The organism is Promicromonospora sp. NPDC090134 (genome assembly GCF_044746965.1).
Taxonomy (GTDB): Bacteria; Actinomycetota; Actinomycetes; order Actinomycetales; family Cellulomonadaceae; genus Promicromonospora.
On sequence record NZ_JBIVCZ010000003.1, the window covers coordinates 510959 to 531684 of the forward strand.

General features: G+C 72.9%; 18 protein-coding genes. 7 read left to right on the forward strand and 11 right to left on the reverse strand.

All coding sequences use genetic code 11. The annotated features are described in order from the left end of the window. Positions 1–7: 7 nt before the first annotated feature. From der to ACIPN7_RS12080, 3 genes are all read right to left on the reverse strand, one after another. Entirely contained in the window at positions 8–1552 is a 1545-nt protein-coding gene (gene der, locus ACIPN7_RS12070; protein ID WP_400541806.1) for a ribosome biogenesis GTPase Der, read from the reverse strand. Positions 1553–1621: 69 nt separating this feature from the next. Continuing rightward, on the reverse strand, positions 1622–2275 hold the full coding sequence (locus ACIPN7_RS12075) for a response regulator (RefSeq protein WP_400541809.1): 654 nt from the start codon (positions 2273–2275) through the stop codon (positions 1622–1624). Beyond that, entirely contained in the window at positions 2263–3513 is a 1251-nt protein-coding gene (locus ACIPN7_RS12080; RefSeq protein ID WP_400541812.1) for a sensor domain-containing protein, read from the reverse strand. The genes ACIPN7_RS12075 and ACIPN7_RS12080 overlap by 13 nt, the downstream gene beginning before the upstream one ends. 107 nt (positions 3514–3620) lie before the next feature. On the opposite strand from ACIPN7_RS12080, the gene ACIPN7_RS12085 reads away from it, so the two are divergent. Together ACIPN7_RS12085 and ACIPN7_RS12090 are read left to right on the forward strand one after the other, a co-directional pair. Further along, positions 3621–4361 (forward strand): ABC transporter ATP-binding protein, encoded by a 741-nt coding sequence (locus tag ACIPN7_RS12085; RefSeq protein ID WP_400541814.1) that lies wholly within the window; start codon positions 3621–3623, stop codon positions 4359–4361. Then, positions 4358–6226, forward strand: a complete 1869-nt coding sequence (locus ACIPN7_RS12090) for an FtsX-like permease family protein (RefSeq protein WP_400541817.1) — start codon at positions 4358–4360, stop codon at positions 6224–6226. The genes ACIPN7_RS12085 and ACIPN7_RS12090 overlap by 4 nt, the downstream gene beginning before the upstream one ends. A 50-nt stretch (positions 6227–6276) precedes the next feature. Here ACIPN7_RS12090 and cmk read toward each other — a convergent pair whose 3' ends face one another. The 8 genes from cmk to ACIPN7_RS12130 form a co-directional block, all read right to left on the reverse strand. After that, positions 6277–7014 (reverse strand): (d)CMP kinase, encoded by a 738-nt coding sequence (gene cmk / locus ACIPN7_RS12095; RefSeq protein ID WP_400541820.1) that lies wholly within the window; start codon positions 7012–7014, stop codon positions 6277–6279. 73 nt (positions 7015–7087) lie between these two features. Next, positions 7088–7978, reverse strand: coding sequence for a pseudouridine synthase (locus ACIPN7_RS12100; RefSeq protein ID WP_400541823.1), 891 nt, complete (start codon positions 7976–7978; stop codon positions 7088–7090). Between the two features lie 75 nt (positions 7979–8053). Continuing rightward, positions 8054–8719: an SMC-Scp complex subunit ScpB gene (locus ACIPN7_RS12105; protein WP_400541826.1), complete on the reverse strand. Its 666-nt coding sequence runs from the start codon at positions 8717–8719 to the stop codon at positions 8054–8056. Next, positions 8716–9738: a segregation and condensation protein A gene (locus ACIPN7_RS12110; RefSeq protein WP_400541829.1), complete on the reverse strand. Its 1023-nt coding sequence runs from the start codon at positions 9736–9738 to the stop codon at positions 8716–8718. Before ACIPN7_RS12110 ends, ACIPN7_RS12105 begins: the two co-directional genes overlap by 4 nt. Further along, the gene (locus ACIPN7_RS12115) at positions 9722–10618 is read right to left on the reverse strand and encodes a ParA family protein (RefSeq protein ID WP_400541982.1); all 897 of its coding nucleotides are present in this window, start codon (positions 10616–10618) and stop codon (positions 9722–9724) included. The genes ACIPN7_RS12110 and ACIPN7_RS12115 overlap by 17 nt, the downstream gene beginning before the upstream one ends. A 110-nt stretch (positions 10619–10728) precedes the next feature. Then, on the reverse strand, positions 10729–11622 hold the full coding sequence (gene xerD, locus ACIPN7_RS12120) for a site-specific tyrosine recombinase XerD (protein WP_400541985.1): 894 nt from the start codon (positions 11620–11622) through the stop codon (positions 10729–10731). A gap of 214 nt (positions 11623–11836) precedes the next feature. Then, a complete protein-coding gene (locus tag ACIPN7_RS12125; RefSeq protein WP_400541987.1) occupies positions 11837–12622 on the reverse strand; it encodes an HpcH/HpaI aldolase/citrate lyase family protein in 786 nt (261 codons plus the stop codon). Between the two features lie 253 nt (positions 12623–12875). Then, complete coding sequence (locus ACIPN7_RS12130) at positions 12876–13853, reverse strand: heme o synthase (protein WP_400541832.1); 978 nt, start codon at positions 13851–13853, stop codon at positions 12876–12878. 333 nt (positions 13854–14186) lie between these two features. Between ACIPN7_RS12130 and tkt the strand changes: the two genes are divergently transcribed. The 5 genes from tkt to pgl are packed head-to-tail and all read left to right on the forward strand — an operon-like array spanning position 14187 to position 20721. Further along, positions 14187–16292 (forward strand): transketolase, encoded by a 2106-nt coding sequence (tkt, locus tag ACIPN7_RS12135; protein WP_400541835.1) that lies wholly within the window; start codon positions 14187–14189, stop codon positions 16290–16292. A gap of 40 nt (positions 16293–16332) precedes the next feature. Then, positions 16333–17472: a transaldolase gene (tal, locus tag ACIPN7_RS12140; RefSeq protein WP_400541838.1), complete on the forward strand. Its 1140-nt coding sequence runs from the start codon at positions 16333–16335 to the stop codon at positions 17470–17472. Continuing rightward, on the forward strand, positions 17469–19031 hold the full coding sequence (gene zwf / locus ACIPN7_RS12145; protein ID WP_400541841.1) for a glucose-6-phosphate dehydrogenase: 1563 nt from the start codon (positions 17469–17471) through the stop codon (positions 19029–19031). The genes tal and zwf overlap by 4 nt, the downstream gene beginning before the upstream one ends. Then, entirely contained in the window at positions 19028–19957 is a 930-nt protein-coding gene (gene opcA / locus ACIPN7_RS12150) for a glucose-6-phosphate dehydrogenase assembly protein OpcA (RefSeq protein ID WP_400541843.1), read from the forward strand. The genes zwf and opcA overlap by 4 nt, the downstream gene beginning before the upstream one ends. Continuing rightward, the gene (pgl, locus tag ACIPN7_RS12155; protein ID WP_400541846.1) at positions 19957–20721 is read left to right on the forward strand and encodes a 6-phosphogluconolactonase; all 765 of its coding nucleotides are present in this window, start codon (positions 19957–19959) and stop codon (positions 20719–20721) included. Before opcA ends, pgl begins: the two co-directional genes overlap by 1 nt. Positions 20722–20726 lie beyond the last annotated feature (5 nt).

Below are 20726 nucleotides of genomic sequence, written 5' to 3' on the forward strand. Positions count from 1 at the left end.
GGCAGGATCAGCGCCGCCGCTTCTCCCGCACCCGCACCGAGATCTCGATGGGCGTGCCCTCGAAGCCGAACGTCTCACGCAGGCGGCGCTCGATGAATCGGCGGTACCCGGCCTCGATGAACCCCGTGGCGAAGATGACGAACCGCGGCGGACGCGTCGAGGCCTGCGTCGCGAACAGGATGCGCGACTGCTTGCCACCACGCAGCGGGTGCGGGTGCGCGGCCACGAGCTCGCCGAGGAACGAGTTGAGCTTGCCCGTGGGGATACGGCGGTCCCAGGACGCGAGCGACCGCTCGATCGCCGGCACCAGACGCTCGCTGTGCCAGCCCGTGCGGGCCGACAGGTTGACGCGCGGCGCCCACTGGATCTGCACCAGCTCCTTCTCGATCTCGCGCTCGAGGTAGGGGCGGCGGTCCTCGTCCATGAGGTCCCACTTGTTGTACGCGATCACCAGGGCGCGACCGGAGTCCACGACCTGCTGGATCACGCGGATGTCCTGCTCGGTCAGCGGGGCGGACGCGTCCACCAGGACCACGCCGATCTCGGCCTTCTCGATGGCGGCCGCGGTGCGCAGCGACGCGTAGAAGTCGGCGCCCTTGGTCTGGTGCACCCGGCGGCGGATGCCGGCGGTGTCGACGAACCAGTACGGGATGCCGCGCAGCTCGATCAGCTCGTCGACCGGGTCACGCGTGGTGCCCGCCACCTCGTCGACGACCACGCGCTCCGAGCCGGCGATCTTGTTCAGCAGCGACGACTTGCCGACGTTCGGCCGCCCGACCAGGGCCACGCGGCGCGGGCCCGAGGGCCGCAGCGTGCCGTGCGCCGACTTGGTGGGCAGGGCCTTGACGGCGGCGTCGAGCAGGTCGCCCGTGCCGCGACCGTGCAGGGCGGAGACCGGGTACGGCTCCCCCAGGCCCAGGGCCCAGAGATACGTGGCGTCCGCCTCGCCCGAGGCGCCGTCCACCTTGTTGGCGCACAGCACCACCGGCTTGCCGGAACGACGCAGCAGCTCCACGACCCGCTCGTCGGTCGCGGTGGCGCCCACGGCGGCGTCGACCACGAAGACCACGGCGTCGGCCAGGGAGATCGCGACCTCGGCCTGCTCCGCCACCTTGGCCTCGATGCCCGCGATGTCGACCTCCCAGCCGCCCGTGTCCACGAGCATGAACCGGCGGCCGGCCCACTCGGCCGGGTAGGAGACGCGGTCGCGCGTCACGCCTGGCTTGTCCTCCACGACCGCCTCGCGGCGGCCGAGGATGCGGTTGACGAGGGTCGACTTGCCGACGTTCGGCCGCCCGATGATCGCGAGCACCGGCAGGATCTGCTCGGCCTCGGACTCCTCGTCGGACCACTCGGAGTCCAGGAGCGCCTGGTCCTCGTCGTCGAGCTCGAACTCCTCGAGGCCGACGCGCAGGGCGCGCTCGCGCGCGACGTCGTCCTCGGTCTCGGTGAGGTCGAGGTCGGGTGCGACCGGAGCGGCAGCGTCCAGGGCAGCATCGTCTCCGGCCGCCGCGTCCAGGGCAGCCTCAGATGCAGAGGAGTCGTGGGTCATGCCCCCATTGTCGCAGGCCCCGTGCGCTCAGGCCGACCCGCGGGCATATGACCTGCGTCGCTCCGGAGCTCAGCCGTCGCGCAGGTAGGCGAGCACGGCCGAGACGCGCCGGTCCGACATCGGGTCGAGAGGCAGCTTGGCGAAGATGTTCCCGACATGCTTGCGCACCGCGGCCTCGGACACGAACAGCTCGGCGGCGATCGAACCGTTGGTCCGCCCCTCGGCCATGAGAGCAAGGACCGCCTGCTCACGCTCAGTGAGGGAGGCGAGCGGGCCGTCGTCACGCCGCCGACCGAGGAGCTTGCGCACCACCTGCGGATCGACGACCATCTCGCCCGCGGCCACCCGGGCCAGGCTGTCCAGGAACTCGCGCACGTGCCCGACCCGGTCCTTGAGCAGGTAGCCGATACCGCCGCCGGGCGCGGAGTCGAGGAGCTCGGCGACGTAGGCGTCGGCGACGTACGCGGACAGCACCAGCACCGCCAGGTCCGGATGACGGCGACGCAGCTCGGCGGCGGCCCGCAGGCCCTCGTCGGTGTGCGTGGGCGGCATCCGGATGTCGGTGATGACGACGTCCGGAGAGACACGCCCGGCGAACGCGAGCAGCGCCTCGGCGTCCTCGACCGCGGCGACCACCTCGTGGCCGGCCCGTTCCAGGATCGCCAGCAGGCCCTCCCGAAGCAGGGCAGCGTCCTCCGCCAGCACGATCCTCAAACCGGGCATGTCGCTCGCACCTCCGTCGGGCCGCCGGGCGGGCTGGTCACGGACAGCTCACCGTCGAGCGCCTCGAGACGCAGAGCGAGGCCGGCCAGCCCGCCGCCGGACCGCACGGTCGCGCCGCCGACGCCGTCGTCCAGCACCGTCAGCACGAGGGAGCCGCCCGCGAGACGGCCGTGCACCCGCACGGACCGCGCCCCGGCGTGCCGGACCACGTTCGTCAGCGCCTCGCTCACCACGAAGTAGGCCGCCGCCTCGACCGGTCCCGGCAGCCGCCCGGGCAGCCGGACGTCGACGGTGACAGGGACCTCGGCCGCATCAGCGACATCGTGCACCGCCGCCTCGACACCATGGTCCACCAGCACCCGCGGGTGGATCCCGCGCACCGTGCTGCGCAGCTCCTCCAGCGCCGCCTCGGCCTGTCCGTGCGCCTCACGGACCAGGTTCAGGCCCGCACCCTCCGGGATCTCCAGCTCGGCCCGTCCGAGTGTCATCGTCAGGGCCACGAGGCGCTGCTGCGCGCCGTCGTGCAGGTCGCGCTCGATGCGGCGGCGTTCGGTCTCGAAGGCGTCGACGAGACCGACCCGTGAACGCCGCAGCTCGGCGACGGCCTCGGTCAGACGGGCGTGCGTCGGGTCGAGGAGCAGCCGGGCGAGGCTCGCCTGGGCGGCGGCCAGCAGGGTCACCCCGTACAGGCCGGCCGCCAGGAGCACCAGGCCCGGCCCGACCGCGAGCCACGCCTCACCCGCGGTGTCGGCCTGCCACGGGCCCAGGTCCACCGGGTCGCCGGAGGTGACCAGGACGGGGGCGGACAGCAGGATCCCGGGGAAGACGACGAGCAGGTTCAGCGCCACGGCGTCGACGACCCAGAGCACGACCGCCAGCAGCACCGCGTAGCCGACCTCCGGCCAGGCGACGGGCATGGTGCGCGACGCCCGCAACCTCGTGGCCCACGGCACACCGTCCGACGGCGCCCGCCGGCCCAGCAGGAGCTGCACCCGGCGTCGTTCGACGCCTGCGACCACCGACGCGATCAGCGGGAGCGCGGCCAGCACGAGCACCCCGACCACGAGCACGGCGGTCAGCACGCCCACACCCACGGTCACGAACAGCGCCGTCGCGACAGCCAGCCCCACCGGCACGGTGCTCACCAGATAGGCCAGCGCCCGCCACGGCCAGGATGATCCGAGGAAGCGCCAGGGGCGCCCGCGCAAGGCGGTCCACACGTCAGGTCGCGAGGTCACGGGACGACCCTAGGCATACCGGACCGCCCCGCGGGGTAGCGCACACGCTACCCACCTGTGGCGTGCGGGCCCGGGTACCGCCCGCGGGCTTGCGGTTCGCTCATGACATGACCAACGGCACCGCCACCGACACGGCAGTCGTCCTCGACGGCATCACACGCACCTACCGGTCCCGGTCCGGGACGGTCGACGCCCTGCGCGGCGTCACCCACGTCTTCCCGACCGGGACGTTCACGGCCGTCATGGGCCCCTCCGGCTCGGGCAAGTCCACGCTCATGCAGATCGCCGCGGGCCTGGACCGCCCGAGCAGGGGCGACGTCACGATCGCCGGCATACCGCTGAGGGGCCTGGACAGGACGCGGCTGACAAAGCTGCGCCGTACCACGATGGGCTTCGTGTTCCAGCAGTACAACCTGCTCGACGCCCTGACCGCCTTCGACAACGTCGCTCTCCCCGCCCGGCTCGCCGGGCTGCGCGTCGACCGCACCGCGGTGCTCGATGCCCTGGACCGGGTGGGACTGCGCGACCTGGCCCGGCGTCGCCCGCCCGAGATGTCCGGCGGCCAGCAGCAGCGCGTCGCCATCGCCCGCGCCCTGCACGCCCGCCCCGCCGTGCTGTTCGCGGACGAACCGACCGGGGCCCTGGACCGGGCCACGGGCCGCGACGTGCTGGCGCTGCTGCGTGCGCTCGCTGACTCGGGCCAGACCGTCGTGATGGTCACCCACGACCCGCTGGCCGCGTCCTATGCCGACGCCGTGCTGTTCCTCGCGGACGGCCTGGTGGTGGGGCAGATGCGGCGCGGCGACCCCACGCAGATCGCGGCGCGGATGACGGAGCTGGAGCGATGATCCTCGCCCACAGCCTCAAGACGTTCCGCGACTCGTGGCGAGCGTACGCCGGCGCGATGGTGGCCCTGGCCGGCGGCACCGGTCTGATCGGCCTGGCCGTGAACCTGCTGGGGTCCCTCGGCACGACGTCCGGCCAGGCGGGGCTCACGGCCGAGGCCCGCAGGCAGCTGAACGACCTCGGGTCACTCTTCGGGTTCATGGCGGGTGTCTCGCTGTTCATGGCGCTGTTCGTGGTGGCGAGCACCTTCGGGTTCGTCGTGGCGACCCGGCGCCGTGAGCTGGGCCTGCTCCGGCTGATCGGTGCCACACCCCGGCAGGTGCGGCTGCTCCTGCTCGGCGAGGCGGCGGTGGTGGCCGTCGCCGGAACGACGCTCGGTGTCATCCTGGCGACGGTGATCACACCGCCGGCGTTCGGCCTCCTGCACCTGACCGGGCTGACGCCGGTTCACCTGACGGCGCCGGGGCCGGGCGCTGCCTGGGCGGCTGCGGCGCCCCTCGGCGCCGGCGTCGCGCTGGTCGGTGCGTGGCGGGCGGGCGGGCGTGCCGGCCGCACACAGCCCGCCGAGGCGTTCCGCGAGGCGGTGCTGGAGCGACGGCGGCCCGGCGTGCTCGAGGCGCTCGTCGCACTCGTCGCACTCGCCACGCTGGTCGGAGCCGCCGTCCTCGCGCCCGAGATGGAGCTGCTCTTCGCGCTCCTGGCGGGGATGCTCCTGCCGGTCGTCGCCGTGGTCGGGATCAACGGCGTGGGCCGGCTGGTCTACCCGGCCCTCGCCGGGCTCGTCGGACGGGTCGTGGCGGACCGTGACCCCGCTGCGCGCCTGGCCCGGGACCACGTCCGCTCGTCGCTGCGCATGACGACGGCGGTGGCCGCGCCGGTCGTGGCGATCTCCGCCATGGCCGGTTCGCTGCTCCTGGCCGTGAGCTTCACCGCGGACTGGACCGAGGGCGCCGACCGGGGGGCGCTGAAGGCCCCCCTCGTGGCCGAGGTACAGGGCGATGCCCGGGCTGTGGCCACGGCTCCGGGGGTCGCGACGGCCGACGTCCGGCGCACCACGCAGATCCGTCTGGGGCGCGGCGACGACACCGAGGCCGAGGTCCTCGACGTCGCCGCCGCGGCCGAGACCCGCAGCCTCCGGGCCGTGCGAGGTTCGCTCGACGACCTGCACGGTGCGGCGATCGCGGTGACCGAGTCCTACGTGACCGACCTCGGCGTGCGGATCGGCGACACCCGGACCCTGCACGTCGGGGACACGAGCACGAGGGTGACCGTCGCCGCCGTCGTGCCCGACGCCCCCGACCTGTGGACCGACGTGCTGGTGCCGGCGGACCTGCCGGGCGTCGCCGGTGCCGCGCGCCCCACCGGCACCGTGTTCGTGGTCCCCCGCGACGGCGCCGACGATGCCGCGGTGGCCGCCGCGCTGCGCGAGACGGGGGCCGGTGTGGAGACGGCCGACGAGTGGGTCCGCCGGGTGGCCGGCGAGGCCCGGGCGATGAACGCGCTCGTGCTGTGGGTCATGCTCGGACCCGCCGGCGTCTACGCGGCCATCGCCGCGGTCAACGCGATCCTCATCGGGTCCTCGCAGCGGCGCCGCCAGCTCGGCACCGCCCGCCTCCTGGGCGCGACGCCCGCGCAGGTGCGCCGTGCGGCCGTCTGGGAGACCAGCTTCACCGGCGTCGCGGCCCTGCTCGTGGGCGGCTCGATCACCGGCTTCGTCGGATGGCTCGTCCGCCAGGCCGTGGTGCGCGAGGTACCGGCCGCACCGCTGACGATCCCGTGGCTGCCGTTCGCGGGCATCGTCGCGGCCTGTGCCGTCGTGATGGTCGCGGCCGGCGTGGCGGGAGCCCGCGCGGCGACCCGGGAGTAGTCCCGGGGCGCTGCTCCCGGAGCGCTACGGAGTCCGCGTGAGCCCGGCCCTCACGCGGACGGCGCGACCTCGCGCCCCGTCACCTGCGTGACGACGGCCAGCACGGCGTCGACCGTCTGCTCGAAGTCGAGGTCGCTCGAGTCGACGGTCACCACGCCGTCCGCCGCGACGAGGAACTGCGTCACCTTGGCGTCGTCCTGGTCCCGGCGCAGCACCTGGTCCTTCGTGGCCTCGACGGCACCGGCGTCGGCGGCGCCGTGCACCTCCAGGGACCGGCGGCGCAGGCGTGCCTCCTCCGAGGCGGTGAGCAGCACGCGGACGTCGGCGTCGGGCGCCACGACCGTGGTGATGTCGCGGCCCTCGGCCACGATCCCCCGGCCGCCCGAGTGCACGGCCTGGTCCGCTGCGGACTCCTGGTCGATGATCGCGCGCTGGAGCCGCTTGAGCTCGGCGCGCACGTCGAGGTTGGACGCGACCTTCGACACGTTGGTCGTGACCTCGGTGCTGCGGATCGTCACGGCGACGTCCCGGCCGTCCAGCTCGACCCCCGGCGCGGCCGGGTCCAGCCCCATGAGCAGCGGCATCGCCCGGACCGCGGTGGTGACCGACCCGGCGTCCGCCAGGTCCGCCGTCTCCATGCTCCACACCGTGGCCGCCCGGTACATGGCCCCCGTGTCGAGGTAGGCCAGGCCGAGCCGCGCGGCGACCGCCTTCGACACGCTCGACTTGCCGGAGCCCGACGGCCCGTCGATGGCGATCACTACAGGGCTGGTCACAGGTTCGCTCATTTCCGTTGAGTGCTGGGTATCTGCGCTTCGGAGTGCTCGTCGGAGGCAAACAACCAGCACTCAGCGGGAGAGGTTACAGGTCGACCGCGTTCATCAGGGTGCCGAGCTCCGTACGCCCGAGCACCCGGGTGCGGCCGGCCTTCAGGTCGCCCAGCGGGATCGGGCCGATCCGGGTGCGCACCAGCCGCGTGACGGGGTGCCCGACGGCGTCGAACATGCGGCGCACGATCCGGTTGCGCCCCTCGTGCAGCACGACCTCCAGCATCGCGAAGCCGTCGATCTGCTGGAGCACGTGCACGGCGTCCATCTTGGCGACGCCGTCCTCCAGCTCCACACCCTTCAGGAGCTCGCGGCCGACCCGCGGGTAGACCTCGCCCTCGACTGTCACGAGGTACGTCTTGGCGATCTGGTACTTCGGGTGCGACAGGCGGTTGGCGAGCTCGCCGTCGTTCGTCAGGAGCAGCAGGCCCTCGCTGTCGGCGTCGAGCCGGCCCACGTGGAACAGGCGCTCCTCGCGGTTCTTGATGAGGTCCGCGACCGTCGGGCGGCCCTTGGGGTCGTCCATCGTGGACACCACGCCCAGGGGCTTGTTCAGTGCGATCGTCACCTTGGCCTGGTCGAGCTGGATGCGCAGCCCGTCCACGTGGATGACGGCGGTGGCGGGGTCGACCCGCACGCCCAGCTCGGTGACGAGCTGGCCGTCCACCTCGACGTGCCCGTTCGCGATCAGCTCCTCGGACGCGCGGCGCGAGCCCAGCCCGGCCTGCGCGAGCACCTTCTGCAGGCGCACACCGTCCTCGACGTGCACGTCCCGGGCCGGCTCCGTGGGCTTCGCGGGCCGACGGCGCGGCTGGTTCGCCTGCGCGCGGCTCTTCGCGGAGCTGCCCCCACGGAAGTTCTGGCCCTGCCGTCCGCCCTGCTTGCCGGACTCGCGGCGGCTCCCGCCGCGGCGTTCGTTGCTCATGATTTGTCTCTCGGTACGTCGGAAGATCTCGGAAAGGGGCGCGCGCGAAGCCCGTCGGTCAGGCCTCGGGCAGGACTAGGAGTCCAGCCCGTCGAGGCCGTCGATCGTGTCGAGATCCGGCAGGTGCGGCGCCAGCGGGGGCAGCTCGTCGAGCGACGAGTAGTCCATCCGCTCCAAGAAGTATCCCGTGGTTCCGAACAGAACCGCACCCGAGCTCGGGTCCTGACCGATCTCGGCGATCAGCCCGCGGGTCAGCAGGGTCCGTACGACGCCGTCCACGCTCACGCCGCGCACCGCGCTCATCTGGCCGCGCGACACCGGCTGACGGTACGCGATCACGGCGAGCGTCTCCAGCGCAGCCTGGCTCAGCTTGGCCGACTGGCCGTCCAGCACGAAGCGCCCGACGGGGTCCGCGTGCGCCGTGGACGAGTAGATGCGCCACCCGTCCACGGTGCGACGCAGCTCGAAACCGCGTGGGCGGGAGCCGAGGTGGCCGGCGTACTCGTCGGCCAGCTCGTGCAGGATGTCGTCGGTCTCGTCCTGCGTCAGGTTCAGCGCCGCCGCGATGCGGTCCGCGCCGATCGGCGCGTCGGCCACCATGAGCACGGCCTCGATCGCGGCGTGCGCCCCGCCCGGGAGGGTGTGCACGTCGACGACGGGCTGTTCCTCCGGCGCGGGAGCCGCGGGGGCCTCAGGGGTGGCGGGGGCGTCCGCCGGCGGGGCCTGCTCCTCGACCGTCATGCTGTCGCCTCCGTTCCGGGCTGCGGGATGTCTGCCTGTCCGGGTCCTTGTTCGAGTCCCTGCTCCGCCGCCGGGGCGGTCAGGTCCTCCTCGTCGAACTCGCTGGGGCCGGCCGCCGGGTCGAGGTACTTCCCGCCGTCGTCGGGCCCGGCCGTCCACCGCACCGTCAGCTCGCCCAGCGGGCTGACCTGCTCGAAGCCGACCAGCGCGTCGCGGAACAGCTCCAGCAGCGCGAGGAACCGGGCGACCGTCACGAGGCGTTCCGTACCGGCGGTGAGCGACCGGAACGTGACCGAGTGCTCGTCCCGCAGGCGCCGGACGATGACGCCCGCCTCCTCGCGCACGCTCACCGCCGAGCCGTGCAGGTGGGCCAGTCCCACCACGGGCGGCGGCTTGGGAGCGAGCACCCTCGCGGCCAGCTCCGCGAGCCGCTCCGCCGTCGTGTCCCACACCAGCTCCGGCAGGATCGCGGCCAGGTGCGGCTCGAGCGGCGCCAGACGGGGCACGCGGCGTCCGGACGACGCCATCTGCTCCGCGAGGACCTTCGAGACCTCCTTGTACGCGCGGTACTGCAGCAGCCGGGCGAACAGCAGGTCGCGGGCCTCGAGCAGCTCGAGGTCCTCGGCGTCCTCGTCCACGACGCCGGGCAGCAGCCGCGCGGCCTTGAGGTCCAGCAGGGTCGCGGCGATGACCAGGAACTCGCTGGCCACGCCGAGGTCCCACGACTCGTGCACCTCGCCGCGCTCGGCGGCCTCGCGGGACGCCCGCTCCGCCTCGCGGATGTGTGCGACGAACTCGTCGGTCACCACGGCGAGCGCCACCTCGGTGACGTCCATCTGGTGCTTCGCGATGAGCGACAGCAGCAGGTCGAACGGTCCCTCGAAGTTGTGCAGGCGCACCTGGAACGTGCGCGAGGACGGCCGCTCGACGGGCTGCTCCTCCGGCGGCGCCTCGGGCGCCGCCCCCGGGCCGGCAGCGGCCTCCAGGACCTCGGGCGCCACGTCAGGCAGCGTCGCCACGGGCCACGAGCTCCCGGGCGAGCTGACGGTACGCGGCGGCGCCCGGGTGACCCGGGGCGTACGCGGTGATGGGCTCGGCGGCGACGGTGGCGTCGGGGAACTTGACCGTGCGCCCGATGATCGAGTGCAGCAGCGTGTCGCCGAAGGCCTCGTGCACCCGGGCCACGACCTCCCGGGAGTGGAGGGTGCGCGAGTCGTACATGGTGGGGAGGATACCGTCGATCTCCAGGGCCGGGTTGAGCCGGTCCCGCACCTTCTCGATGGTCTCCACCAGCAGCGCGACGCCGCGCAGCGCGAAGAACTCGCACTCCAGCGGGATCAGCACGCCGTGCGCGGCGGTCAGCGCGTTGACGGTGAGCAGGCCGAGGCTCGGCTGGCAGTCGATGAGGATCACGTCGTAGTCGTCGATCACCGGGCGCAGCGCGCGGGCCAGCACCGACTCCCGGGCGACCTCGCCCACGAGCTGCACCTCCGCGGCCGACAGGTCGATGTTCGCGGGCAGCACGTCGAGGTTCTCGATGCCCGACGGGATCAGCACGTCCTGCACGTCCACGCCCCGCTCCATGAGCAGGTTGTAGATCGTGAGGTCGAGCTCGTGCGGGTTCACGCCGATGCCCACCGACGCGGCACCCTGCGGGTCGAAGTCGACCAGCAGCACCTTGCGGCCGTACTCGGCCAGGCACGCGCCGAGGTTGATCGTGGTCGTGGTCTTGCCCACGCCGCCCTTCTGGTTGCACATCGCGATGATGCGCGCCGGGCCGTGGCTCGCCAGGGGCGCCGGCACGGGCAGGTCGGGCATGACCCGCCCCACGACGTCGCGCACGATCTCCGAGTCGTTGGGTGCGCCGACGACCGTTTTGCCGAGAAGAATGTCGGTCATCGTGCTCGCTCCCTCCGGGCTGGGTGCCTCGCTCACGCCCGCCACGCTATACCAGAGTGTGGGCACTGCCCGGTCGGAGCCCCGGCGTGGCGTGGTTCGGTGCCGGGCGGTCAGCGGGCCCGCGGGTGCGCGGCGGCGTAGACCTCGCGCAGGGCGTCGGGCGTGACCATCGTGTAGATCTGCGTGGTGGTGACCGACGCGTGCCCGAGCAGCTCCTGGACCACGCGCACGTCGGCCCCGCCGGACAGCAGGTGGGTCGCGAACGAGTGGCGCAGGGTGTGCGGCGAGACGTGCTCCGTGAGCCCGGCCCGGCCGGCCGCGGCCTGGAGCGCGGCCCACGCCGTCTGCCGAGACATCCGCGCGCCGCGCGTGTTGAGGAAGAGGGCGGGGGTGCCGCGCCCCGCGGCGGCCAGCTCGGGACGGGCCCGCACGAGGTACGCCTCCAGGGCGTCGCGCGCGAACGACCCCACGGGCACCACCCGCTCCTTCGAGCCCTTGCCGAGCAGCCGGACGGCGGCGGAGTCCCCCACGCCGTCGACGTCCAGCCCGACGATCTCGGAGATCCGCGCCCCGGTCGCGTACAGCAGCTCCAGCAGGGCCCGGTCGCGAAGGGGCAGCGGCCCGTCGCCCGCGCCGGCGGCGTCGAGCAGCCCGGCGACGTCGTCCACGGACAGGGCGTGCGGCAGCCGCCGCATCTGGGTGGGCGCCCGCACGTCGGCGGACGGATCCTCGACCGCCAGGCCCTCGGCCTGCGCGAACTTGTGCCAGCCGCGTACGGCGGCCAGGGCGCGGGCCGTGGACGACGGCGACAGCGGCCGGCCGCCGTCGGCCCCCTGGCGCACGGCCTCGACGAAGCTCGTGACGTCCAGCTCGGTGACCTCCGCCAGGTCCCTGCCCGCCGCGTCGAGGAACGCCGCGTACCGCACGAGGTCGCGGCGGTAGGCCGCGACGGTGTTGGCCGAGAGGCCCCGCTCCACGCTCAGGTGCGCGAGGTAGTCCCGCAGCGCGCGGTCGAGCCGGCCGCCCTCCGCCGTGGCGGACGGGACGGCCGAGGCGGACGGGGTGGCGGGCTGGTTCTCGCGGGACGGACGGGCCAGTGCGGTGGACACCGGCCCATCATGCCGAGCGTGGCCCGCCCCACGGGCGGGCCACGCCGGGCGGCGGCGACGCGAGGTCGATCCCGCCGGATATATCTGGGGCGATCGATCCCGGTGCCGGTCAGGCTGGGTTGATGCCGAACAGCTCGGCGCGCGAGCGGATCACCTGGGCGCGAGCCAGGCGGGGCTTGTCGCTGCCGTCGCGGATCACGGAGCCGGCGGCCTCGAACTCGGCGAAGAAGTCGACGGCCCAGGCCACGTCGGACGACGTGGGCGCGAAGGACTCGTTGATGACGCCCGACTGCTCGAAGTCCAGGCAGAGCTTCCCGGTCATGCCGAGGCCCACGGCGTCCGCCGACTGCTCGCGCAGCAGCGCGTGCGACGAACCGACCGTGGGGCCGTCCACGGGGCCGGGCAGGCCGCCGATGCGGCTGGCGACCACGAGGCGCGTGCGCGGGTAGGCCATGGCCATGGGCTCGTTGGCGGCGCCGGTGTCGCGGCGGTAGTCGCCGGAGCCGAACGCGAGCCGGAACGCGCCACGAGCCCTCGCGATGTGCACGGCCTCCTCGATGCCGAGGGCCGACTCCACCAGCGGGATCACGGGCACGTCGCCGCCGAGCCGCTGGGCGGTGTCGATGACGTCGTCCGCGCTCTCGGTCTTGGCGAGCATCACGCCGTTGAGGCCCTTCAGGCCGCGCAGGTACGCCACGTCGTCCGCCCAGGACGGCGCCGTGCGGTCGTTGATCCGGACCCAGGCGCAGCCGCCGTTCTTGATCCAGCGGATGACGTTCTCGCGCGCCTCGTCCTTCAGGGAGTCGTCGATCGCGTCCTCGCAGTCGAGGATCACCTGGTCCGCCCGGGAGAGCTGCGCCTTGTCGAAGAGCTCGGTCCGCATCGCGGAGAGCAGGAGCCAGGCGCGCGCGTAGTCGGGGGCGACGCGCGACTTCTCGCGCGCGGCGCGGCGGGGCGCGAGGTCGCTCTCGGGGACGACGGCGGTCGCCGTCGGCAGGCCCGAGGAGTAGCCCGCGGACTGCGCGTCGGGCTGTTCGGCAGGGTCTGTGGTTCGGTCGGCTGGGGTCTCGGTCACGCGCTCAGCCTAGGCGGCGACGTCGGTGCAGGCCGAATCATGACCACCGCTATGCAGAGGTCTGGTCCGGAGCTCAGAAGGGCAGGAAGACGTCCACCGCGACCGCCACGAACAGCAGCGACAGGTACGTGATGGAGCCGTGGAACACCTTCATGGCGCCCAGCTTGCCGCTGGCCTTGCCCTGCGCCCGGCGCAGCATCGCGACCGTGGACCAGAGGAACCAGCCGCCCAGCACGGCGGCCACCACGGTGTACACCCACGACATGCCCGCGAGCGGGGTCAGCGCCAGCGAGCAGGCGATCATCGCGATCGTGTAGCCCACCATCTCGGCCGCGACGCGCTTGTCGTCGCTGACGACCGGGAGCATCGGGACGTTCGCGTTCGCGTAGTCCTTCTTGAACTTGATCGACAGCGGCCAGTAGTGCGGCGGCGTCCAGAAGAAGATGATGCCGAACAGCGCCAGCGCGGCCCAGCTCAGCCCGCCGGTGACCGAGGCCCAGCCGATGAACACCGGCATGCAGCCGGCGATGCCGCCCCACACGATGTTCTGCGGGGTGCGGCGCTTGAGGATCATCGTGTAGCCCACGACGTAGATCGCGATGGCGCCCAGCGTGAGCCACATCGCGGCCCAGTTGATCACCAGCGCGAACCACGTGAGCGAGAGCAGGCCGAGGATCGAGGCGAACACCAGGCCGGCGCGCGGCGTGATCTCCCCCGTGGCCAGCGGACGCTTCTTGGTCCGGTTCATGACCTGGTCGATGTCCCGGTCCCACCACATGTTGAACGCGTTCGCGCTGCCCGCGGCGCCGGCGCCGCCGATCAGGGTGGCGACGATCAGCCAGAAGCTGGGCAGGCCGTCGGCCGCCAGGATCATGGTGGGCACGGTCGTCACGAGCAGCAGCTCGATGACGCGCGGCTTGGTCAGGGCGACGTACGCGCCGGCGCGGCGCATGAACCATCCCCCGGGACGCTGCTCGACGCCGGCCGCGGCCTCGGGGGCGGACGTCTGGGGACGCGCGGTCTGGCCGTTCGTCGGGTGGCTCGTTCTCACGCGCGTCGCAGTTCCGTTCGGGAGAGTCCTGGAGTCGATAACGCACCTGGTAAGCGCTGTTGCCGGTCGGGTGCAGGCCCATGGTACGTCGCGGTGTGACCGGGTCGCGCACCGCGCTCCCGGAGGAGCGTGTGAGATTTGTCCACCGCATCCTGGGACGAACAGTCCGTGGACAGCCCTGCGCAGCGGATTACGCGCGCGTATAGGGTTGTTGACGCCATCGAACGAAGGGCGGCCGGCATCCCGCCGCCGCCGCACGCACGCTGCGCGGCTCTCCAGCGCGTCCGCTCTCCGGACCAGGACGAGGGTCGACGGCGGAGAGAAAGAGGACTCGTGAACGCTTTCGACCCCGTGCTGAAGCCCCTGGAGTGGTCGGAGCTCGACGAGCGAGCGGTCAAGGCCATCAAGGCGCTGGCCGCGGACGCCGTCGAGAAGGTGGGTAACGGACACCCCGGGACCGCGATCTCGCTCGCGCCGGCCGCGTACCTCCTCTTCCAGAAGACCATGCGCCACGACCCGTCCGACCCCGACTGGCAGGGTCGCGACCGGTTCGTGCTGAGCGCCGGCCACTCGTCGCTGACGATCTACCTGCAGCTCTTCCTCGCGGGCTACGGCCTCGAGATGGACGACCTCGCCGCGCTGCGCACCTGGGGCTCCAAGACCCCGGGCCACCCGGAGCTCGGGCACACCGCGGGTGTCGAGATCACGACCGGCCCGCTGGGCCAGGGCCTCGCCTCCGCCGTCGGCATGGCGTTCGCCTCCCGCCGCGAGCGGGGCCTGCTCGACCCGGCCGCCGCCCCCGGCGAGTCGCCGTTCGACCACCACGTGTACGTCATCGCGTCCGACGGCGACCTGCAGGAGGGCGTGACCTCCGAGGCCTCGTCCCTCGCGGGCCACCAGCAGCTCGGCAACCTCATCCTGATCTGGGACGACAACAAGATCTCGATCGAGGACGACACCAACATCGCGTTCACCGAGGACGTGCTGAAGCGCTACGAGGCCTACGGCTGGCACACCCAGCGCGTGGACTGGACCTCGGGCGGCGAGGGCTACGCGGAGGACACCGACGCGCTGGCCGCCGCCATCGACGCCGCCAAGGCCGAGACCGGCAAGCCGTCGATCATCGCGCTGCGCACCATCATCGGCTGGCCGTCGCCCACCAAGCAGAACACGGGCGGCATCCACGGCTCGGCCATGGGCGCCGACGAGGTCAAGGGCCTCAAGTCCGCGCTCGGCCTGGACCCCGAGGCCACGTTCACGATCGACGACGAGGTGCTGGCCTACACGCGCTCCGTCGGCGAGCGCCAGGCCACCGAGCGCCAGGCCTGGGAGACGGCCTTCGCCGCCTGGTCCGAGGCGAACCCGCAGCAGGCCGCGCTCCTGGAGCGCCTGCGCTCGAACGAGCTGCCCGAGGACTGGGCCGACTCCCTGCCGGAGTTCGAGGCGAGCGAGAAGGGCGTCGCGACCCGTGCGGCGTCGGGCAAGGTCCTGACCTCGCTCAAGGACGTGCTGCCCGAGCTGTGGGGCGGCTCGGCCGACCTCGCCGGCTCGAACAACACCACGATGGACGGCGTGCCGTCGTTCGTGCCGACCGAGCACGCGACCAAGAAGTTCCCGGGCGACCCCTACGGCCGCACCCTGCACTTCGGCATCCGTGAGCACGCCATGGGCTCGATCCTGAACGGCATCGTGCTGCACGGCCTGACGCGCCCCTACGGCGGCACGTTCCTGCAGTTCGCCGACTACATGCGTGCCTCGGTGCGCCTGGCGGCGCTCATGAGCATCCCGACCACGTTCGTGTGGACGCACGACTCGATCGGCCTCGGCGAGGACGGTCCGACCCACCAGCCGGTGGAGCACCTCGCGGCGCTGCGGGCCATCCCGAACCTCGACGTCGTCCGCCCGGCCGACGCGAACGAGACCGCCTGGGCCTGGCGCGGCATCCTGGAGAACACGAAGAACCCGGCCGGCCTCGTGCTGACCCGGCAGAACGTGCCCACCTACCCGCGCGGCACCGACGGCTTCGCCGGCGCCGAGGGCACCCTCAAGGGCGGCTACGTGCTCCTGGACACCGAGGGCACGCCCGACGTCGTCCTCGTGGGCACCGGCTCCGAGGTGCAGCTCGCCGTCGAGGCGCGCGAGATCCTCGCGGCCGACGGCGTGCAGGCCCGCGTGGTCTCCATGCCCTCGCGCGAATGGTTCGACAAGCAGGACGAGGCCTACCGCGAGTCGGTCATCCCGTCCGGTGTGAAGGCCCGCGTGTCGGTCGAGGCGGGCGTGGCGCAGGGCTGGCGCGAGGTGGTCGGCGACGCCGGCCGCATCGTCTCGCTCGAGCACTACGGCGCGTCGGCGGACTACAAGACGCTCTACGCCGAGTACGGCATCACCTCCGAGGCGGTCGCCCAGGCCGCCAAGGAGTCGATCGAGGCGGCGTCCTGAACCGCGTCGGAACACCTGGACACGAGAGAGGAAGGGCACGATGACTGACAGCACCAGCGAGAACGTCAGCCCCACCGAGCGGCTGTCCGAGGCGGGTGTCGCCATCTGGCTCGACGACCTGTCCCGTGAGCGCCTGCGCACCGGCAACCTCGCCGAGCTCATGACCAGCAGGAACGTCGTGGGCGTGACCACCAACCCGACGATCTTCGCGGCGGCGCTCGCGCACGGCGACGCCTACGCGGAGACGCTGGCCGAGCTGGCCGGGTCGGACGTGGAGTCGGCCGTGGAGCGCATCACCACGGACGACGTGCGGGACGCGGCGGACCTGCTGCGCCCCGTCTACGACGCCACCGCCGCCGTGGACGGCCGGGTGTCCATCGAGGTGGACCCGCGGCTGGCCCGCGACACGGCGGCGACGGAGACCACGGCCGTCCGGCTGTGGGAGACCGTCGCGCGGCCGAACGTGATGATCAAGATCCCCGCCACCGTCGAGGGCCTGCCGGCCATCACGTCGACCCTGGCGAAGGGCATCAGCGTCAACGTGACGCTGATCTTCTCGATCGAGCGGTACCGGGCGGTCATGGACGCGTTCCTGGCCGGTCTGGAGCAGGCGAGGGCGGCCGGCCACGACCTGTCCGTGATCGGCTCGGTCGCGTCGTTCTTCGTGTCCCGGGTGGACGCCGAGGTCGACAAGCGGCTGAACGCCGTCGGTACGGACGAGGCGCTCGCGCTGCGCGGCCAGGCCGCCATCGCGAACGCCCGCCTGGCCTTCGCCGCCTACGAGGAGGTCTTCTCCGGTGAGCGCTGGGCCGCCCTGGCGGCGGCGGGCGCGCAGCCGCAGCGGCCCCTGTGGGCGTCGACCGGCGTCAAGGACCCCGCCTACCGCGACACGATGTACGTCGACGAGCTGGTCGTCGCGGGCGTCGTCAACACGATTCCGGAGAAGACGCTCGACGCCTTCGCCGACCACGGCATCGTGCTGGCCGACACCGTGACCGGTTCGGGCGAGCAGGCGGCCGCGACCATCGCGGCCGTCGAGGCGCAGGGCATCTCGATGGACGAGGTGACCGCACAGCTGGAGGACGAGGGCGTGACGAAGTTCGAGGTCAGCTGGGACGAGCTCCTGACGACCACCAAGACCGGCCTCGACGGCGCCGGTGCAGGAGGCGGCGAGCGGTGAGGCCGGCCAAGATCGCGCAGGGGGTCAACCCCCTGCGCGACCCACTCGATCTACGGCTGCCCCGCATCGCGGGGCCCAGCGGGCTCGTGATCTTCGGTGTGACGGGTGACCTGGCACGCAAGAAGCTCATGCCCGCCGTCTACGACCTCGCCAACCGCGGCCTCCTGCCGCCGGGCTTCGCCCTGACGGGCTTCGCGCGGCGCGACTGGGAGGACCAGGACTTCGCGCAGGTGGTGCACGACGCCGTCAAGGAGCACGCGCGTACCCCCTTCCGGGAGGCCACGTGGCGCCAGCTCGCCGAGGGCATCCGGTTCGTGCAGGGCTCGTTCGACGACGACGCGGCGTTCGAACGCCTGCGGGAGACCGTCGAGACGCTCGACAAGGAGCGCGGCACGGGCGGCAACCACGCGTTCTACCTGTCGGTGCCGCCGGCGGCGTTCCCCGTGGTGTGCCAGCAGCTCTCGAAGCACGGGCTGTCCCGTCCCGACGACGACGCGGACGGCGACGGCGTGCACGCCTGGCGCCGCGTGGTCATCGAGAAGCCGTTCGGGCACGACCTGGCCAGCGCCAAGGAGCTCGACGCCGTGGTGTCGGAGGTCTTCGACCCGGAGTCGGTGTTCCGCATCGACCACTACCTGGGCAAGGAGACGGTCCAGAACCTGCTGGCGCTGCGCTTCGCGAACACCATGTTCGAGCCCCTGTGGAACTCGAACTACGTGGACCACGTGCAGATCACCATGGCCGAGGACATCGGCATCGGTGGCCGCGCCGGGTACTACGACGGGATCGGCGCCGCGCGCGACGTCATCCAGAACCACCTGATCCAGCTCCTGGCGCTGGTGGCCATGGAGGAGCCCCGCAACTTCGACGCCGCCGAGCTGCGCGCCGAGAAGATCAAGGTGCTCTCGTCGGTGCGCCTGCCGCACGACCTCGGCAAGCACACCGCCCGCGGCCAGTACGAGGCCGGCTGGCAGGGCGGCGAGGAGGTGCCGGGCTTCCTGGAGGAGGACGGCATCGCGAAGGACTCCGCCACGGAGACCTTCGCCGCGATCCGGGTGGACGTCGACAACCGCCGCTGGGCGGGCGTCCCGTTCTACCTGCGGCACGGCAAGCGCCTGGGCCGCCGCGTCACCGAGGTGGCCGTGGTCTTCAAGAAGGCCCCGCACCTCCCGTTCGAGACGTCGCTGACGTCCGAGCTCGGCAACAACGCCCTGGTGATCCGCGTGCAGCCCGACGAGGGTGTGACCATGCGGTTCGGCGCCAAGGTGCCGGGCACGGCCATGCAGGTGCGCGACGTGACGATGGACTTCGGGTACGGGCACTCGTTCACCGAGTCCTCCCCCGAGGCCTACGAGCGGCTCATCCTCGACGTGCTGCTCGGCGACCCGCCGCTGTTCCCGACGCGTGAGGAGGTCGAGCTCTCCTGGAAGATCCTCGACCCGATCACGTCCTACTGGGCACGCAAGGGCCAGCCGGAGCCGTACGCGTCCGGCACCTGGGGTCCGCCGTCGGCCGACGCCATGATGGAGCGCGACGGCAGGACCTGGAGGCGACCGTGATCATCGACATGCCGGACACGACGACCAACGACGTCAACAAGCGCCTGGTGCGCCTGCGCGACGAGGGCGGTGCGGTGGCCCTGGGCCGCGTGCTCACCCTCGTGGTGCTGGCCGACGAGCGCGACGTCGAGGAGTCGGTCGAGGCCGCCAACGACGCGAGCCGTGAGCACCCGTGCCGGGTCATCGTGGTCGCCCCGGCGACGCGCGGTGCGGACGCCCGGCTCGACGCGCAGATCCGGGTGGGCGGTGACGCCGGCGCCTCCGAGGTGGTGGTGCTGCGCGCCTTCGGCCCGCTCCTGGAGCGGACCGACACGCTGGTGATGCCGCTCCTGCTGCCCGACGCGCCGATCGTGGCCTGGTGGCCCCGTGAGGCGCCCGCGGTGCCGTCGCAGGACCCGGTGGGCGCCATGGCGACCCGCCGGATCATCGACAGCACCACGGCCAAGGACCCGGAGGACATGCTCGGCAACCTCGCCGGGACGTACGCCCCCGGGGACACCGACCTCGCGTGGGCACGCGTCACCCTGTGGCGGGCGCTCATCGCGGCCGCCGTGGAGCAGCCGCCCTTCGAGCCCGTGCTGTCCGTGACGGTCGAGGGGCAGAAGCGGCACACGTCGCTCGACCTGCTCGCGGCCTGGCTCGGCGCCCGGCTGAACGTCCCGGCCGAGGTGGTGCGCACCGCCAGCGACGACGCGATCACGCGTGTGGTGCTGGAGCGCAAGAGCGGCCCCATCGTGCTCGACCGCCCGGACGGCCGCACCGTCACGATCACGCAGCCGGGCAAGCCCGCACGCCGGATCGCGCTGCCGATCCGTGCGCTCAACGAGGCCCTGATCGAGGAGCTGCGCCGGCTCGACCCGGACGAGGTCTTCGAGGAGGTCCTCACGCGGGGTCTGGGTCACGTCACCACCCGGACGGCGGCCTGATGACCGAGGCGTCCGGGGTGCGGCTCGTCGTGGTGCACCCCGACAAGGAGGTGCTCGCGCAGGCGACCGCCGCGCGCCTGCTGACGCGCGTCCTGGACGTGCAGTCGGTCCGCTCCCCCGTCCATGTCGTCCTCACGGGCGGCACGGTCGGCATCGCGTCGCTCGCGGCCCTGGCCGCGAGCCCGCTGGTGCCGGCGATCGACTGGTCGGGCGTGCACCTGTGGTGGGGCGACGAGCGGTTCCTGCCGGACGGCGACCCGGACCGCAACGAGACACAGGCCCGGGAGGCCCTGCTCGACGACCTGGTCGCCGAGCACGGGCTCCCCGAGGCCAACGTCCACCCGATGCCGGGGCCGACGTCGGTCGCCACGCCCGAGGAGGGCGCGGCGGCCTACGCGGCGCTGCTCGCCGAGCACGCGGCCGGCGAGGCGGGCGGCGTCCCGGCGTTCGACGTGCTGCTGCTCGGCATGGGCCCGGACGGGCACGTCGCGTCCCTGTTCCCCGGCCACGAGGGACTGACCGCCCAGGGCACGACGACGGGCGTGCACGGCTCGCCCAAGCCTCCGCCGGAGCGGGTCTCGCTGACGTTCGACGCGATCCGGTCCGCCCGCGAGGTGTGGGTCGTGGCGGCGGGCGCCGAGAAGGCGGACCGCGTGGCGGCGGCCCTGGCCGGCGACCCGGCCACGGAGGTGCCCGCCGCGGGCGCCGTCGGGCAGGCACGGACGCTGTGGCTGCTGGACCTGGAGTCCGCGGGCGCGAAGTAGAACCC

Coding starts and splice junctions, on each gene's coding strand:
- der (WP_400541806.1), bottom strand. CDS start 1,552: ATGACCCACGACTCCTCTGCATCTGAGGCTGCCCTGGACGCGGCGGCC.
- ACIPN7_RS12075 (WP_400541809.1), bottom strand. CDS start 2,275: ATGCCCGGTTTGAGGATCGTGCTGGCGGAGGACGCTGCCCTGCTTCGG.
- ACIPN7_RS12085 (WP_400541814.1), top strand. CDS start 3,621: ATGACCAACGGCACCGCCACCGACACGGCAGTCGTCCTCGACGGCATC.
- ACIPN7_RS12090 (WP_400541817.1), top strand. CDS start 4,358: ATGATCCTCGCCCACAGCCTCAAGACGTTCCGCGACTCGTGGCGAGCG.
- cmk (WP_400541820.1), bottom strand. CDS start 7,014: ATGAGCGAACCTGTGACCAGCCCTGTAGTGATCGCCATCGACGGGCCG.
- ACIPN7_RS12100 (WP_400541823.1), bottom strand. CDS start 7,978: ATGAGCAACGAACGCCGCGGCGGGAGCCGCCGCGAGTCCGGCAAGCAG.
- ACIPN7_RS12105 (WP_400541826.1), bottom strand. CDS start 8,719: ATGACGGTCGAGGAGCAGGCCCCGCCGGCGGACGCCCCCGCCACCCCT.
- ACIPN7_RS12115 (WP_400541982.1), bottom strand. CDS start 10,618: ATGACCGACATTCTTCTCGGCAAAACGGTCGTCGGCGCACCCAACGAC.
- tal (WP_400541838.1), top strand. CDS start 16,333: ATGACTGACAGCACCAGCGAGAACGTCAGCCCCACCGAGCGGCTGTCC.
- pgl (WP_400541846.1), top strand. CDS start 19,957: ATGACCGAGGCGTCCGGGGTGCGGCTCGTCGTGGTGCACCCCGACAAG.